Annotated in this window: 12 protein-coding genes and 1 pseudogene; 3 read left to right on the top strand and 10 right to left on the bottom strand. The window is 67.5% G+C overall.

Features of this window, described 5'->3' with window-relative positions:
- Positions 1 to 37: 37 nt before the first annotated feature.
- Genes IFT71_RS12480 through IFT71_RS12465 form a run of 4 tightly spaced genes read right to left on the bottom strand, consistent with a single transcriptional unit; the run spans position 38 to position 4,986 of the window.
- The gene (locus IFT71_RS12480; protein ID WP_192141144.1) at positions 38 to 1,099 is read right to left on the bottom strand and encodes an ATP-binding protein; all 1,062 of its coding nucleotides are present in this window, start codon (positions 1,097 to 1,099) and stop codon (positions 38 to 40) included.
- A gap of 22 nt (positions 1,100 to 1,121) precedes the next feature.
- On the bottom strand, positions 1,122 to 3,431 hold the full coding sequence (locus IFT71_RS12475) for a hypothetical protein (RefSeq protein ID WP_192141143.1): 2,310 nt from the start codon (positions 3,429 to 3,431) through the stop codon (positions 1,122 to 1,124).
- 5 nt (positions 3,432 to 3,436) lie between these two features.
- Positions 3,437 to 4,255 (bottom strand): hypothetical protein, encoded by an 819-nt coding sequence (locus IFT71_RS12470; RefSeq protein ID WP_192141142.1) that lies wholly within the window; start codon positions 4,253 to 4,255, stop codon positions 3,437 to 3,439.
- On the bottom strand, positions 4,252 to 4,986 hold the full coding sequence (locus IFT71_RS12465; protein ID WP_192141141.1) for a hypothetical protein: 735 nt from the start codon (positions 4,984 to 4,986) through the stop codon (positions 4,252 to 4,254). The genes IFT71_RS12470 and IFT71_RS12465 overlap by 4 nt, the downstream gene beginning before the upstream one ends.
- A 304-nt stretch (positions 4,987 to 5,290) precedes the next feature.
- Here IFT71_RS12465 and IFT71_RS12460 point away from each other — a divergent pair, with 304 nt between their 5' ends.
- Complete coding sequence (locus IFT71_RS12460) at positions 5,291 to 6,430, top strand: hypothetical protein (protein WP_192141139.1); 1,140 nt, start codon at positions 5,291 to 5,293, stop codon at positions 6,428 to 6,430.
- 66 nt (positions 6,431 to 6,496) lie between these two features.
- On the opposite strand, the gene IFT71_RS12455 is transcribed toward IFT71_RS12460, so the two are convergent.
- Positions 6,497 to 7,411, bottom strand: coding sequence for a hypothetical protein (locus IFT71_RS12455; RefSeq protein WP_192141137.1), 915 nt, complete (start codon positions 7,409 to 7,411; stop codon positions 6,497 to 6,499).
- 51 nt (positions 7,412 to 7,462) lie between these two features.
- On the opposite strand from IFT71_RS12455, the gene IFT71_RS12450 reads away from it, so the two are divergent.
- Together IFT71_RS12450 and IFT71_RS12445 are read left to right on the top strand one after the other, a co-directional pair.
- Complete coding sequence (locus IFT71_RS12450) at positions 7,463 to 7,672, top strand: hypothetical protein (protein WP_192141135.1); 210 nt, start codon at positions 7,463 to 7,465, stop codon at positions 7,670 to 7,672.
- Positions 7,673 to 7,972: 300 nt separating this feature from the next.
- Positions 7,973 to 8,092: pseudogene (locus tag IFT71_RS12445) on the top strand (SDR family oxidoreductase); the annotation flags it as partial.
- A gap of 86 nt (positions 8,093 to 8,178) precedes the next feature.
- Here the strand turns inward: IFT71_RS12445 and IFT71_RS12440 are convergent.
- The 5 genes from IFT71_RS12440 to IFT71_RS12420 all read right to left on the bottom strand — a co-directional run bounded on the left by IFT71_RS12440 (position 8,179) and on the right by IFT71_RS12420 (position 15,150).
- Positions 8,179 to 8,916, bottom strand: coding sequence for an SDR family oxidoreductase (locus tag IFT71_RS12440; RefSeq protein WP_342212650.1), 738 nt, complete (start codon positions 8,914 to 8,916; stop codon positions 8,179 to 8,181).
- 69 nt (positions 8,917 to 8,985) lie between these two features.
- Positions 8,986 to 9,357 carry a hypothetical protein gene (locus tag IFT71_RS12435; protein WP_192141133.1) on the bottom strand — a complete coding sequence of 124 codons (372 nt, stop codon included), beginning with the start codon at positions 9,355 to 9,357 and terminating at the stop codon, positions 8,986 to 8,988.
- Positions 9,358 to 9,378: 21 nt separating this feature from the next.
- A complete protein-coding gene (locus IFT71_RS12430; protein ID WP_192141298.1) occupies positions 9,379 to 10,233 on the bottom strand; it encodes an SDR family oxidoreductase in 855 nt (284 codons plus the stop codon).
- Positions 10,190 to 11,644, bottom strand: a complete 1,455-nt coding sequence (locus IFT71_RS12425; protein ID WP_192141131.1) for an MBL fold metallo-hydrolase — start codon at positions 11,642 to 11,644, stop codon at positions 10,190 to 10,192. The genes IFT71_RS12430 and IFT71_RS12425 overlap by 44 nt, the downstream gene beginning before the upstream one ends.
- Positions 11,644 to 15,150: a S8 family serine peptidase gene (locus tag IFT71_RS12420; RefSeq protein WP_192141129.1), complete on the bottom strand. Its 3,507-nt coding sequence runs from the start codon at positions 15,148 to 15,150 to the stop codon at positions 11,644 to 11,646. The genes IFT71_RS12425 and IFT71_RS12420 overlap by 1 nt, the downstream gene beginning before the upstream one ends.
- Positions 15,151 to 15,165: the final 15 nt, after the last annotated feature.

The following is a 15,165-nucleotide window of genomic DNA, read 5'->3' as shown; positions in this document are numbered from 1 at the left end:
AGCCGACACGCTCAGGAGGACAGGTCCTGCCAATGGATCACCTCGCCTTGCGGAGCTTGAGGTAGTTCTGGTCGATCGTGCCGTCCTGGATGCACCAGGCATCGACGGCATCGACCAGACGCTGGTGGCTGATGCCGGGTTCGTCGGCGAGCAGCACCTGCTCCAGGGCGGCGAGCAGGATGTTGTGGAGTTCGCCGATGAGGCCGTTGCTGGCGCGGCAGAGATCCTCGGCCAGCCCGGGTTCGGCCAAGCCCGAACGGACCCGGAGGATGCCGCGCTTCACCATCTCCTCGTCAAGGCGGCCGAGCAGCTGCGTCCAGGCGGGCAGGTCGCCCTTCTCCTCGCGATAGTCGTAGGGCGAGAGCACCACCTGCGGGGCGCAGCGGTTCTTCAGCTCGCGGTTGTCGGCGAAGAGAGACTGGGCATCAGTAGTACCCATCAGGACAACCGGCACCCACCCCAGGGAGAGGATGTTCTTGATGGTGTTGGCCGCGTCCTTCTGCATGCTCTTGAGCCGGAAGTGGTTCAGCTCGTCGATAATCACGATCTCCACACCCAGCTCCTTCAGCGCCACGCGGACCCGCCTGAGCAGGAGCTCCGCCTCGCCCCGGGTCGAGTAGTTGTCGCCGAGAGCGTCGAGGATCGAGCTTGCGAGGCTCTTGGGCGTGCCCGTGGTCGACAGCGTGACATGCAGGACCGGCTTCATCGCTGGATCGCGGCCGTTCTGGCCCTCCACGAAGTTCCGGAGGATCTTGGCGCACGTGCTCTTGCCGGTACCCGATTGGTGCAGATAGCGGTAGGCGCGGCGCTGCTGGCCCTCCGGCTGCTTCAGCCCCATGATGCGCAGCGAGTCCATCTGCCGCACGGCGGTGTTCTGCGCGGCCGTGGGAATGATGATGTTCTCGAAGGCCGCCATGCCGCTGCCGACACGTTCGGCAAGTTCGGAAGGCTTCAGCGGCGAGGCTTCGACAATCGCCGGGAGCGGCGGCTGAGCCGGTCTGCCGGCGGCCGCCTTCTCCGCCGAGTGGCGGGGCTGGATCTTCGCGGCCTGCGCCCCGATAGGCGCGGCGGGGGTGTCGTGCGGCTTGCTGCGGGGCATCGTATGATCTCCTTGTGGGCGTTCAGCTGTAGCTGTCGGGACTCAGATCGATGTCGAGGCGACGGGCGGTCTGAGCGGTGTCCTGTCTGGCCTGTTCGAACGTTTCGGACTGCGGGGTGCCGAAGGAGTCGCGGTTGCCACGCCCCCTCCCGGCCGCATTCCGACCGGTAGAGCTGCGCGGCGCCTTGCGATTGGCATCGCCCCGCGTGCCCACGCGCAGGTCATGGTCGACGATCGTCTCCATGCCGCTGGGCGAGGGATGGATGCCGAGGATCTCGACGGAGTCGCCCAGATATGCCCGTCCCTGGGACGAATCGGCCAGACGTGCCGCGGCGCGGCGTTCCGCCACGACGGCTTCGGGCATGATCCTCGACATCGCCTGCGCGTACGAGTCGCGGACGGCGACCATGTCGTGCTCCGTCTCGAACTTACGCCTTTTCTGGCCTGCCCACTCCTTGAGGCGCTTGTGGAGCCAGAGCGGCAAGTCCTCGGCGTAGCGTCGCATTGTACAGGGGATGGCTACGTATTCGCGCAGATGCTCGTCGAAGAGCCACGCGGCGCTCAGGTCGTTGGGATCGTACTTGATCTTCACGTTGTCGAACGATCGCTTCTTGGCGTCGGAAGCGACGCCGCGAGCGAGGCCCAGGTTGAAAAGTATGTCCTCGTTGGACAGCGGATAGCGTTCGTCCGAGCCGTCGCTGCCATAACGCAGCCCTTCGATCCCTGCACCGTCCCCGCGGAACGAGACGTATGCGACCTCGCCCGTGGCGCGGCGGAAATGATCGGGATCCCTTACCCAGTCCAGACCGTGAAGTGCACGCTGCTCGAGCCAGACGTCCAGCGGCGTGCGCTTCAGCAGACCGTCATGCCCGAGCGTGTGGTAGCGAGCCACGACCTCGGCGAACATTTCACGGAACTGCTGCAGCGTGACGATCGCATGCTTTGACGGGTCGTAGTCGAACTCCCGCATGAGCGGGATGTCCCAGGTCGCGGCAGGCAGAAGATCGCGCAGGATCATCTGCAGGGTGCCCAGGCAGCTCTCCACATGCCCCTTGTGCGTCGGCTGCTTCTTGCCTGCCCAGCGCACGCCATGTCCGATGTCGCCTCCGGCATCCTGCGCAGCCCGGCCGATCTGGTGCCGGGCATTGTCGAGAAGCATGTGCCCGACGACCTTCCCGCACAGTTCGGCCAGACCCGCCTTGATGTTCGGCTCGCACGTGAAGCTCTCCGGCACCCGCTTGGGCAGTGCCGTATGCAGCATCGTGCGAAAGTAGCTGGCGTAGCTGGGCGGCTCGTAGGTGATGTCCCAGCCGAGGATGACGCGGGTGTACACGTCCAGGGCGATCGTGACCGTCGGTATGCCGACAGGCAGACGTCGGACGGCATCGAAGACGAACACCATCGGGAAGGGCGTGTCGTCGAGCTGGACGTACTGCAGGAAACGAACCGGCTCCTGCGCCACGCCGCCGCCGCCGAAGCGCTGCTCGCGAGCACGCTGCCCGAAGGCGACGCTCATCGCCTTGCCGCCCCTGGCGCGCTCGAGCTCCATCGTGAAGATGCGTCGAGTGCACATCTTCACGCGCTCGGGATCGGCCGGCGGATCGACCCCGCGCTCGAAGTTCAGGATCTCGAGCTTCTCGCCGCGCCTGAAGCGGTCGACATCCTCCTCCACCCTTCGGAAGAAGGCATTGACCGACTGCCGCGGCTTCGCGTGGAAGCGTACGGCCCAGTGCCTGATGATCGCGAGCACCGTGAAGTGGATGCGGCGACGACGCGTACCGACGCTCTTATACGAGGCGAAGTCGCCGGGGCGACGATCGCCGTCGGTACCGCGTGTCTGGACCCACTTGCGGAACGTGGTGTCGCTAGGCAGCCGCCCGAACCGGCGCTCGAGATCCTCCACGTCGAAGTTGCGCGCGTACCACTCCGGGATCGCCCTGCGGGTAAGGGAGCAGCGCTCGACCTCGGGATCGTCCCAGACCCGGAGCGTCTCCTCCCGAAGGTAGTACCAGGGATCCCGCGACTGGTCCGGCTTGCTCTTGCACTTAGCCTTCGCGAGCTCGTCCCTCGTGCCCTCCTCGGCACGCGCACGCCGGCGGATCGGATCGTCCAGTGGATCCGCCCGCAGGAGCAGACGCTGATCCGCCATGAGGTCCCTCACGCGATCGGGGAACGGCCAGACCGGAAGTCCGGTCTCCTCGTCCGCGACTTCGAGCATCCAGCCCTCGCCGTCGGCGAACTGGCAGCGGCCGTTGGCCGCGATGCCGTAAAAGACGCACGGGTGGCCGTGATACGAGAGGTGCGAACCCTTGCTGAAAGGAAGCCTGTCCACGGTGATCAGAAGCCGAAGATCGACTGGTGCTCCGTCGCGGGAAGCAGCCGGATCGGCATGGGATCAAACAGGTAGCGGTCGAGATCGAACTGCACGCGACCACGGCAAATCATGGCGTGCGCCATGGAGGTACCGGCGACGCGGTCTGGGTTGAGCGCCTGCCGAAGGTCCCGGAAGGTGACGTCGGGCGTCTCGGCGCACATGCTCTCGAAAAGATCGAGGCGATCTTCCGGCACGTGCCTCGTCTGACGGGCGTAGATCTCGCCGAAGTTCATCTGCCGCTCGCCGCTGCCCTCGACGTCGCGACGATAGAGGATGCGGTGTCGCCATCCGATACCGCGCATGATGGCGCCGACGGCCGTCTGCACAGCGCGCTCGTCCTCGTCCAGGAACGACGGGTCGGGCTTGCACTCGATGGCCTCGACGACGTCGACGCCATCGACGCGGATATGACGCAGGTGATCGCAGATCCACTCGCGTACGTCGGCGCCGACGAGCAGCCTCAGGCGGAACGCCTGGGTGCGGTAACGCAGCACGTCGGAGCGTAGCTCGCTCTCGATGATGAGGGCGTGCTCGGTCGCACCGTCGTACGGATTTGAAAGCCCCGTCTTCTGCGACGGCTCCTCTCCCGTAAGGTGACGGTGACCGTCACCCACGATGGTACGGATCGGTCCGCCGTCGTCAGCGACGTACATCCTGGCCGCAAACCGGGCGGTCTCCGCCTCGGCGCTGCCGGAACGGACGAGCCGCAGGACCTGCTGCGGATCGGGCCTGGGCGACCGACTCTCCCGCGTGACGCTCGCGCTGCTGCTGGCGAGCCTCACCGTACAATCTCCCGGCCCGTGGTGCGGCAGGATGCCGGGCCGCTCACCATCAGTCGCCGGACCCGGCACATGGAGCGGTAGCTGGGCATCGGCCCCCATTCAGCCGCCCAGTCGCGGTCGAGAATGCCGTAGATGGCGACGGTCGGCGTCCGCGGATATCTCACGATCGCGGCGACGACGGCTTGGAAGGCCCGCATCTTACCGGTCTGAAGCGTCTCCGCACCGGTCGTGCGGTTGACCCGATTCGCGGTATCGGCGGAGCCGTCATGGCCCTCGAAACGACCGTCGCCGACCGGCTCGCGGCTATCGAGCGCAGGCTTGATGGAGGTGTCGTCGAGCAGCTTGCCATACAGGCTGTGCCGCCGTGTGACGGACCGTCGTTTGGAGCTAAGCCTGCAGTCGTCCCGGATACCGTAAACGACGGCAGCCGAAGGACGGGTCGCCGCATTCCCGCGGCCGCTGCACCGCGAGGTGTCCGAGAGGCTTACCCGGGCATCGCGGACGGCGGACTCGAGTTCGTCGACCATGATGACCTCGCGTGAGTGTCCTCCGATCGAACCGTCCTCGAACCGGAGGACCACCAGGTCCCACCGGAAGCCGCGCCGCGAGGCGAGGCGGAACTCCACGGATGTCCGGGCGCCGTCCAGCGCGAAGGGATGACCCTGGACGCACAGCTCGACCACTGAGCGGACACGAATGCGGAGCGCGTCCTGCGCATCGACACGGTTCATCAGAGATCACCCTGCTTCGCGAGGGAGGGACGATGGACGGGGCGGTACGTCGACGTGCGGCACGAGGTGCGGCGGCGCCAGACGGGCGAGAGGCGCGGCCGCGGCTCGCGACCTTCCGGGGGCTGGCTCTGGTCGTCGTGCTGCATGCGTTCTGTCCTCCATCGATTGGGTAATCGATAGATAATTGGACAAAAGATAGTTTCAATGATAGTTAGTTGGATATCGATAGATAATTGTACACTGCATCGGGGATATGGGTCACCTCGTTCTCGACGGCAAGATGGACATGGGCTAATCGACTGCCATGAGCGGCGCGGACATCGAAGGAGACGCGACGGGCGATGATCGTCCGACGCGAGCCCGTGGGCGGAAGGTCCCCGTCGCCGAGCTGCTCGAGCGGGCATTCGGCTCTCCCCTCCCGGTTCAGGAGGCCTCGATGTGGGCCCTGATGTCGCCCGCGCAGCAGGGCAGTGCCGTGCAGCGCATCCGGACGCTCCTGCTCTTCGACGATCCGGAGACTGCACCTGCCGTCGAACGCGCGGCGGCGGACGCCGGCGTGAGTCTCAACCGCTGGTACGAGATGCACCGCGACTGGCGCGAGCGCAGATCGCTGGCTTCGGTCGGGACGTTCGCCGCGCTTCCCGGCACCAGGACCCAGTCGCACCATGCCGATCTTCAGAGTCTGGTGGTCGGCGTCGTCGACAGTGCTCCCAAGGGGAGCGTAAGGCAGCTCGCCCTGGCGCTGGGCGAGGCGCTGGGGACCGAGCTCGGAATCGAGCCTGAGAAGCGGCCGAGCTACAACACGCTGAGGAAGTTCGCGGAGGACGAGGTCCGAAGGCGGGACCGCGAGGGCGCACCCGGCAACGAGATCATGCTGGACTGCTGCGCCTGCATGCTGCCGCATGCCGAAGGCACGTTCGTTTCCTTCCTGGTCCTCGACAGGGGCAGTCACGCCGTTCTGGGCGCCGCGCTCGGATCCATGGCGGACAGCCGCGCCGGGTATGCGCAGGCCGCGCAGGATGCGCTCGGACGGCTGACGCGCACGCCGCTGACGGATCTGCACTGGGTAGAGCGGGTGGAAAGAAGCCAGATCGTCCTGGGGGCGGACGAGGCCGACTGGAGCGGGACGCGCGAGGCGATGGCTGACAGGGGGCTCGCTCGTCATCTCCAGATCGCCACCTCCCGGCGACGCTTCGGCATGTACGTGCGCCGTCTCCTGGGCGATCGCATCGGCCGCGTCAGGTTCGTGCCCGGCAGGACGACGAGCGGGGAAGCCCATGCGACCCCGACCGCGGACGACGTGGCGAGACTGGGTGCCGAGATCGATCTGCACAACGCCGACCTGCCCCTAGTCGCCGCCGCCGCCGAGGCGCGCCCGCCGTCTGCCGACCTGATCGCGCTGCTCGAGTTCGTCGCCGAAGTACCGCCGGAAAGGCGTCTCTGACGCGAACTCCAGGCTCCGTCCGACCGCTGGCGGCCCGCCTCAGCCGTCCTGCCCGGCGCTGCCGTGTTATGCCGAGCCGTCCAGCCAGGTCGCCTCGTACCCGCCACGGGCGGCGTTGTGGCGTACGATGGCGGCGGATACCACGCTGCGGATCTCGTCCGGAAGCAGCGGGCGATCCTCCCTGGCCGTCAGAAGCCTAGCCGGCGCGACCGCCTTGCTGGCCACGTAGACCAGCCGTACGCTGTCGATCCCGCGACCGAGTACCCTCGCAAGCGCGGATCGGACTGCAGTCGGCGGCAGCAGCGATATGCCGTCGCCCTCCTCCTGCTCTGCCGGCACCAGATCACGACTGATGCGCAGGCCCTCGGGGGCGCCTCCGAGCGCCGCCAGAAGGTGGGGCACCTCGTATTGCCGCTGGTCCATCGCGGCAGCCAGGATCGTGCCGTCATCCGCCCGAACGGCGACCAGCAGCGACGGCATCGCGAGGACACCTTCCGTCTCTACGGGCAGCCGCACGCGACACGTGCCCATCACAATGCCGGTGCCGGCACCGTTCTGCAGCTGGCGGCGTGCCATGACCATGTTCCAGACTGTCGATCGCGACGGCGCGGCAACCCCGCTGGCCGCGCATCGCGTCACGACAGCGCGGTTGATGTCCACGAAGGCTGCGGCCGGGCCCCTCTCGTCGATTACGGTCCCGGCGATGGCCTTGGCCGCCTTCGGCACGGCGAGGCCGCTGCGCCGTCGTGCTACGCCGCGTGCGGCACCCGAACCCGCAACCTTCGCCGCGCTGCCGTGTTCCCGCCAGGCGCGCACCAGCGCCATGAACTGGTTGGCGCTAAGGCCGAGACGCTCCGCATGCTCGCGGCGGTCATCGTCGACCGGGTCGGCGATCTCGAGATAGGCCCGGACCACGCCTATGCGCCGGCGCACTTCGCTTCGACGAAGCGGATCCACGCCCGTCATGTCGATGTCGTTCATTTTTTCCGTTCCCTTCTGATGTTGCGCGTCCCCGGCGAACTGAGCCGACGCATGCCGCAGCTTCCGGCCTTCAGCGTGGAGGGCCGCCGATCGGCCTTGTGGCGGGCGCGCCATGATCGGTTCGGAGCGACGTGCCAGCGCGACGCGGCCTTCGCCGAGCGTCTTCTTCAGGCAAAGTTCTTGTCCGCTGTCGGCGCCCTTCCGCTCGTCATGCGCGCTGGAGCCGAGCGGACGATCACGTCCGGCGAGCGGGACAGCTGAGTCTATAGGGGGGTGGTTCGACGAGGCTCGGGAAGAGCCGCATCGATCAGCAGGGCCAGGATCGGTTCAGACCGACCATGGATCTAGGTGCGGGTCATGTCTTCCGTCGCCAGGATGACCCACGTGGTCTGCGCGGCCTGTTAGTTCGGCAGACGCGTAGGGTCACGCGCACGAGCTGCGCCCAGCGAACGCTAGCGGCCGCCAAGTCCGGCGCTCGTCCGCAGCCGCGAGGGCGAGTCGCCGAAACGGTCGGACGTAGACTGATCTCTACGCGGAGATCACAGTCAGCGCGGCCTCAGTCCGCTGGGGCGCTACCGTTCGGCGGAAGACGTAGCTACGGCGGTGGTTTTCCTGGCAAGTCCGGCGGCCGGTCACATGACCGGGGCGATCCTGACCGTCGATGGCGGACAGACTGCCTGACCTTGGGGGTCGGCATGGGTGCAATGGCGCCAATGCCGACCCCCGCTTCGTCATGGCCGAGTCGACCGTCGGGGGAAGCCAACGGATCAGGCGAGCGGCGAAGGACGAGGCGTCATCTCAGGCTGTGCAGTGGGACGAATGACGATGCTGCCGACGTCTACCTCCGGAGGTTGCTCTATTGCGTAGAGGATCCCGCGCGCGATGGCGTCCGGCGGGATCGCGATCGCGTCGACTTGGCCAGCCGTCGCTTCCCGGGTGGCCTGGTCCGTGATGCCGTCGGTGAACTCGGTGGCGGTCATGCCGGGCGACGCCTCGGTCACGCGGAGATGGGGCCCAGCCTCCTGTCGCAGCACCTCCGTCGCGGTCCGGACGGCGTTCTTTGTCGCCGCGTAGACGCCCATGCTGGGCACGAGCCGGATGCCCGCGGTCGAGATCACGTTCACCACGTGCCCGCTGTTCTGCCTGCGGAAGACCGGCAGGGCCGCGGCGATGCCGTAGAGCGTGCCGCGCAGGTTCACGTCGATCATGGCGTCCCAGCCTCCGACGTCCAGGGCGTCGAAACGCGAGATCGGCCCGATGCCGGCGCAGTTCACGATCGCGTCGAGCCGCCCGCCCTCCCGGATCGCAAGCGCGACAAGCGCGTCGAGATCCTCACGGCGGCGAACGTCGGTCGGTCTGTACGATGCCCGGCCCCCGCTGCGCGCGATCTCGTTCGTAACGCTCTTAAGCGCGTCCTCTCTTCTTGCGCCTAGGACGACAAAGGCGCCTCTCTCGGCAAGAAGCATCGCGGTCGCGCGTCCGATACCGCTGCTGGCACCGGCAATGGCAACGATCTTGTTCGCTATGCTCTACACTCTTCTCCTTGGTAATCACGCCGGCACCCTTGCCCCTGTTCACGCCCGGCTATGTTCCGCCGCCACCGCCGCGGCGAGCAACGCCACGAAGACCCCGGCGTTCAGCTTCGGCTCCCAGGACTCCATCGTGGCGAAGGTAAGCGTCAGCCACGCCGCTGCGCCTGCGGTCGGGAGCACGACGATCGCAGGATCCTGCAGAAGGTCGAGCTGCCGCCGTGCCGCCCACAAGCACATCAGCCCGAACATCACCTGTCCAAATGCAAAGGCAGAGTGCCGTCCATAGTGAAGCGTGGTCTCCGGCCCGTGCGCGTGCATGCCACGCCAGTACTGGCTTACGACATCGATCGCGAAGTGCAGCGTACCGGTGAGCGTCAGCCACCCGAAAGTGCCGAACGTCAGATACCTGGCCATGCTCACGTCCTTCCTACCTGCTCAGAACCGCACACCGGTCGAGTCTTCCGACACTTTCCACAGGCGTTCGGCCGCCTCGCGGTCGAGCGCTTGCGACGGGACCTTGGCATCCACCGGGTAGCCGCGTGTCTCACCGAGCCGGTGGGGACCATAGTAGCCGCCCGCCTTCGCATCGGGAGACGTGGCCGCGAACAGCAGCGGCAGCGCGCCCTGCGCCGCAGGCTGGAACAGAAACGGCAGGAGCGACCGGACACGACCGTACACGCTGCTGGGGCCTGGTCCGTTGTAAAGCAGATTGGTGCGCGCGACGCCGGGATGCGCGGCGATGCCGCTGATGTTCCACCCGGCCGCAGCACTGCGCCGCTGGAGTTCGAGCGCGAACATCAGGCAGGCGATCTTGGAACGGGCATAGACCGGCATGGCCGAGTAGCCGGCCTCGGCATTCCAATCGTACCAGTCGGTCGATCCCGATCGGGCCGCCACGCTCGACACCAACACGACCCTGGCGTCGCCCGATGCGTGCAGGAGCGCCAGCAGCTGCCCCGTCAATGCGAAGTGCCCGAGATGGTTGGTGCCGAACTGCAGCTCGAAGCCGTCGGCCGTCTGCCGCCGCTCGGGCGGCACCATCACGCCTGCGTTGTTGACCAGCAGATCGACCCGATCCTCCTTATCGCGCAGCTGCGCGGCGAAGCGCGCGACCGAGGCGAGTGACGCCAGGTCCAGCGTCTCATGGCGTACGTTCGCCGCCGGCATCCCTGCCGTGATCCGGGCGATCGCCTCGGCACCCTTGCGGGGATCACGCCCGGCGATCACGACTTTCGCGCCAGCTCGGCTACCTGACCTTGAACTCGACCCATCGGGCGGCTCCTTCTTCAGGGACCTCCGAGCCTTCTGGAAGTTCGCTCAGCCACGAGCGCATGGGTGCGAGCAGCGCACCTCCGTCGACCGCCGGCATCTGTCCCTTTCCGCGTAGCCACTCGGCATCCCCCTGCACGAAGCGCCCGGATGTGATCTCCTCCAGCCGTTCCGCCGTCTTCGGTGCAGGGAAGTCCTTCCACTTCACCTTCTTAGCCATCGCCGCGTCCGTCGGGCTGAAGGCGACGAGATTGGCATGGTCCATGTGCTCGAGCTCAAAGCTGCGCGTGGCGTTCCGGCTGCCATGATGCCCGACCTTGTAGAAGACCGTGCGGGCGACGAGATCCGCACCGGTTCGCGCCGTCTCCCCGGATGATGTCGGAAACACGACGCTCTGCCAGCTCTGCCAGCTGCCGATCTGCGCATCGGCCGCGAGCAGGATAACGTTTCCCGAGTCCACGATCTCGAGCGCCAGGACCAGGCTAGTGTTGTTAGTGCGTCCGTCGAGCTGGAGAGCCAGGTCGACCGAGCTTGCGAGCCAGTCCTGATCCACCCGCCGCCAGTCCTGCTCCAGCCCGTCGTCGTCGAGCGGACTGAAGTATCGGCTCCAGGCGAACGGGGCGCTGTCGGGGTCCGTGGACCATTCACCGGCCGACAGCCGCGACCAGTCAGCACCGACCGAACCGTCGAAGGGGGCGGCCGGATCGTCGTCGACCCGCAGCGCACCGCCGTTGACCGCCAGTCCGTTGGCCAGCGGGGCGACCGACAGCGGCGACCCGCCGAACGCATACGTCTCGGATACGACATCCTCGATGCCGAGCAGCCTTTCGTCGCGCGGAGGCCCCAGGACGTAGCATCGGACGCCGCTCGCGCCCTTCAGCGGCGCGACGGTGCCTGGCTGGAGGTGTCTCACCCCGCGGGACGCCAGCCCGCGCAGAGCCTCGCGCGCGTCCCGCACCTTTTCCCCCTTCGCGCCGAAGACGAACCCGAGCAGCGCCGCCGTGCCGACAGCCACGTCCTTCATGCCGGGCGAGTCCGCAAGGGAAAGCGATGCACCCGCCAGTGCCATAGCCGCGTCGGCCTTATAGCGGTCCAGCCTGCGGGCGTCCGGGTCAACGGGGTCCTCTGCCCAGCTGAACCAGACCTCGCCGACCGTCACCTTGGCGAAGATCTCGGCGGCCTGCAGGAAGCCGGAGAGATGATCCCAGTGCTCATGGGTCCCGACGACGACGTCGATGTGGCCTCCGGTCACTTCGGCGACGTCCGCGGTCACCTCCCGGACGAGTCTCGGTCCTTCCTTCTGCGACGTGTGCACGCCGCAGTCGACCAGCATCCAGAAATCGCGCCCGTCCACCTCGCTTGGGAGACGCAGCAGGATGCAGTCGCCCAGGCCATGGCAGTAGCAGCGGATGTCCACGGACGTGTCGACCATCACTGCCGCTCCGCGTGGAGGGCCGCGAAGGGCTCCCGTGCTACCCGCCCTTCGAGACCGAAGTAGGTGGCGCGCAGCCTGTCGATGACGTCACCCGCGCGGTACCGGCGTTCGCGCGCCAGGCGCGTCGGGCTCACGATCGGCTTGCGCAGCACGTATCGGAGGCATGGACGTTCGCTACCTAGAAGGTCGATGACGAGGGTGCTGCCGCCGCGGAACCAGAAGAGGTCGCCCGCGGCGTCAGGCAGGAGCCTCTCCGGTCGCCGCTGCCGCACGACCACGAAGAGCGTCGCGTCGAGGTCGCCGTTCGGCCGGACCTGCTTCGAGACCCGCAGGCTCTCGACGAAGAAGGTGGTCCCCCGGTCGACGCCCTTGGCCGTCAGTCCGAAATAGTATCTCAGGTTCGCCTGCAGGCCGAAGCGCTCCCAGTCTCCCGACTTCTGAAGACCTCTGTTCATGGCGTCCTGGAAGAGCCTCCGGCTTCCCGGCGTGGCGTCCGTGCCGTCGCCTTCCATCTGCGCGAATATCTCCGCTCGCGAGGGCCGCGCGCGGACGTCGATGGCGAGTTCGTCGATCGCTCCGGACAGCCATTCCGGCTGATCCGTCGCCACGTCCTCCCACTCGCGCCAGTGGAGCGTCTCCACCGACACGGTGCGGAGACTTCTGGGAAGCAGCTGATACTGTCGGAACGCCTCCAGAAAGGCCGTGCGGTAGCCGAACGTATCGACGGGGAAGGCATCCACGTCGGCGGTGATGATCGCGCGGAGGTACTCGCCGAAGGTGATGTCGACGGGCGGACAGTAGTCCAGCGCGCGTATGCACATCCGCAGGATGTGCCGTGCGGCGCTGCACGTCTCCTTAGTCAGCCGCTCGACGAGGTCGGGATGCAGGGCTCCGGCCGGCAGCACGCCGCTGCCGCCGGTCGCGAGCCGCACCAGGTCCGCGGTCCGCCTGGTCACCGCGGCCAGGAAGGCGCGGTAGACCGCCGAGACCAGGAGCGAGCCTCGGGCATGCGTGTTCATCGTGGTATCGTAGGAGATCGAGGGGTCCGGCTTGCCGTAGTCGCGCAACGGCCCCGACTTGCCCGTGCCCTCGCCGAACTGCCGAGCCAGGCCGCCGATGAGGCCGAAGGCGGAGAGGTCGGCGTGTGCGCGTGCGATCTCGCGACGGACCAGGTCGAGATAGGTGTACTGCTGGAAGAGGGCGACGATGTCGGCGAACGCCTCGTGAAATGCGCGCACGTCGGGGTTGGACGGCTCGGCGAAGGATCTCGCCTGTCCGTCCAGCAGGGCATGGGTGGTCTCGTGTGCGACGATGTCCGCCGACAGGCAGCTGAAGACCATCGTTCCTGGCGGCGTCAGGTCGGAGATCTGCGAGTTCGCGGGAAAGTAGCCGAACAGCAGCGCCTTGCGCTCCGGGCTGTAGTAGGCATTCTGCTGGCGCAGGGCATGCGGGTGGATGCGCAGACGACGCACGAACTGGTTCGGACCGGAGCCGTTCGGCGGCCGCGACGCCCAGAGCGCGGGACGACCGAGCGCCAGTTCGAACTGCTCGATGGTCCGCATCGCCACAGCATAGACCATTTGCTGGTGGAAGTTCGGACTGCCTTCCGACGGATCGAGGCCGTCCTGCAGCAGGAGGTTGGGATCGTTGAGATCCACAGGGGGGTAGAACCGGTTCGACGCCGGATCGATGTCGACGACCTCCACGTATTCGCCGACCGGCCCGGGCATCAGGTCCGGCTCGTTGCGGACCTCGATGGTCGCGACCTGGCTCTCGTAGGAGTTGAGGGATGCGCCGAGGCTGGGATCCAGCGCAAAGATGCGCAGGCGTCGTCGCTTGGGCGGCTTTACACGCCCGGCCGGGCGTGCCGGCGGCGTGGCGGGAAGTTCCGGCGCGACCAGCTTCACCGGAGTGCGCTTCGACAGCCTGTCGGCCAGCGCCGCCCTGAGGGAGCGAGAGGCCAGCGGCGACGCTTCCGCCGCCGTGAATATGCCTATCCGGAACTCCTGCTTCAGGGTGAAGGCTTCCGGCTCGTCCACGATCGCCGCGACGTCAGGATCGAGCTGCGCCAGCTGAGCGAGCTCCAGCGCGAACATCCGGTTAGCCCGCTGCGATCCTTCCGCGACCACCCCTACTCCCTGACCGGTCAGCAGCTTCACCCACGCCCATGCCGCCGACGCGCGTTCCTCCGCACGAAGCCTGGATGCCGCGCTGGGTGCCCGTGACAGCATGTCGCCTGCGCTGAGGTGTCCGCGTCCCAGCTTCGTGGAGGAACCGCCGGCTGGCATCCGGCAGGAGGCGAAGAGCGCCTGACGCACCGCCTCGCCGCGCATCCATGCTTCCGGAAGCGCCTGGAGGACTTCGAAGTGCCGCGCGATCCACAGCGCTGCCGCTGCGGCGATCTGGGGCGTTGCGGACGACGTACCCTCGCCGTTCTGGCGAACGGTCGTCTCGCAGCCCAGCACGGGCCAGGGGATGTTCGGGGTGAAGCCCGCGACGGCCGTGGCCATCTTGCGCGCAGGACCGTAGCAGCCTTCCATCGTGTCGGCGTCCAGGTCGGCGTACGGCGCATAGTCGGCCATCATGCCGCACGCGGCCACCACCCTCCTCATGCGAGCCGGGTAGACGATCGAGCGTACCGGCAGGCCGGCGTAGTTGTTGCCGGCGGCGGTCACCATGAAGATGCCGGCGTCATAGCACCTGTTCACCGCGTCCGCGACGAGCTCCGAGGCCAGCCCGCCCATGCTCATGCTGAGCACGTGTGCGCCCTGCTGGCGAGCATGTTCGAAGCCCATAGCCATGGTCGCGGTCGTGAAGCGCACGACGGAGTCGGCGATCCGGATCGGCAGGACGCTCGCCTCGCGGGCGCCACCGAGCTCGCGCCCCGCAAGGATCCCCATGGTGCCGGTACCGTGCCCCCGGTTGCGCAGGCCTCCCGGTACGGTGACGTCCTGCGCGCTGCCGGACCTGTCGCCCCGAACGAAGCTGCGCTCGCCGGAAGCGAGGTTCGCAGGCCGGTTGCGATGCTTGGGATCGTAGCCCGTGTCAAGGTGGGCGACGAGCACGCGCCTCTGCAGGTCGGCCGCGACTGCTGCGTTGGCATCCTCCAGGCCCGAGTAGGCCGCGTCGAGATGCCAGCGATCATGTGGACCTGGCGCCCTGCCGCCGTGTTCCGTGCGGGGGGACGCTTCGCAGCCGATCGCATGCTCCCCGTCGGCCCAGCTCTGCTGCAGGTCCGGCTCGACCGCGAGGATCTCGCCGGTCCCGGCGAAGCCCAGGCGCATCATCGAGTGCGCCTGGTCCCAGGGATTCATGCTTGCTGGAACTCGAACCCAGGTCGCGTCTGCTCCGGACGCGACCCCCATCTCGGCGGAAGCGGCGGGCACGTGAAGCACGACCTCGGCACCACGCACCATCCCGCCGGCGGTCATTGCCAGCTCGCTGGACGACGTCCCCCTCACCTTCACGAGAAGATGGTCGGCAGCCTTCGTCGAAGCGTCCATCAACTCCCCCCCCGA

Source organism: Sphingomonas sp. CFBP 13733 (genome assembly GCF_014841795.1).
In the GTDB taxonomy this organism is placed as follows: Bacteria; Pseudomonadota; Alphaproteobacteria; order Sphingomonadales; family Sphingomonadaceae; genus Sphingomonas; species Sphingomonas aerolata.
The sequence above is the reverse complement of the archived record's forward strand: the minus strand, read 5'-3'. Positions and strand labels throughout refer to the sequence as shown.

What these genes read in the sequence shown, in the direction of transcription:
- IFT71_RS12465 (WP_192141141.1), bottom strand. Translation starts at nt 4,986, where the DNA reads ATGAACCGTGTCGATGCGCAGGACGCGCTCCGCATTCGTGTCCGCTCA.
- IFT71_RS12455 (WP_192141137.1), bottom strand. Translation starts at nt 7,411, where the DNA reads ATGAACGACATCGACATGACGGGCGTGGATCCGCTTCGTCGAAGCGAA.
- IFT71_RS12480 (WP_192141144.1), bottom strand. Translation starts at nt 1,099, where the DNA reads ATGCCCCGCAGCAAGCCGCACGACACCCCCGCCGCGCCTATCGGGGCG.
- IFT71_RS12460 (WP_192141139.1), top strand. Translation starts at nt 5,291, where the DNA reads ATGAGCGGCGCGGACATCGAAGGAGACGCGACGGGCGATGATCGTCCG.
- IFT71_RS12425 (WP_192141131.1), bottom strand. Translation starts at nt 11,644, where the DNA reads ATGGTCGACACGTCCGTGGACATCCGCTGCTACTGCCATGGCCTGGGC.
- IFT71_RS12435 (WP_192141133.1), bottom strand. Translation starts at nt 9,357, where the DNA reads ATGGCCAGGTATCTGACGTTCGGCACTTTCGGGTGGCTGACGCTCACC.
- IFT71_RS12420 (WP_192141129.1), bottom strand. Translation starts at nt 15,150, where the DNA reads ATGGACGCTTCGACGAAGGCTGCCGACCATCTTCTCGTGAAGGTGAGG.
- IFT71_RS12450 (WP_192141135.1), top strand. Translation starts at nt 7,463, where the DNA reads ATGCCGCAGCTTCCGGCCTTCAGCGTGGAGGGCCGCCGATCGGCCTTG.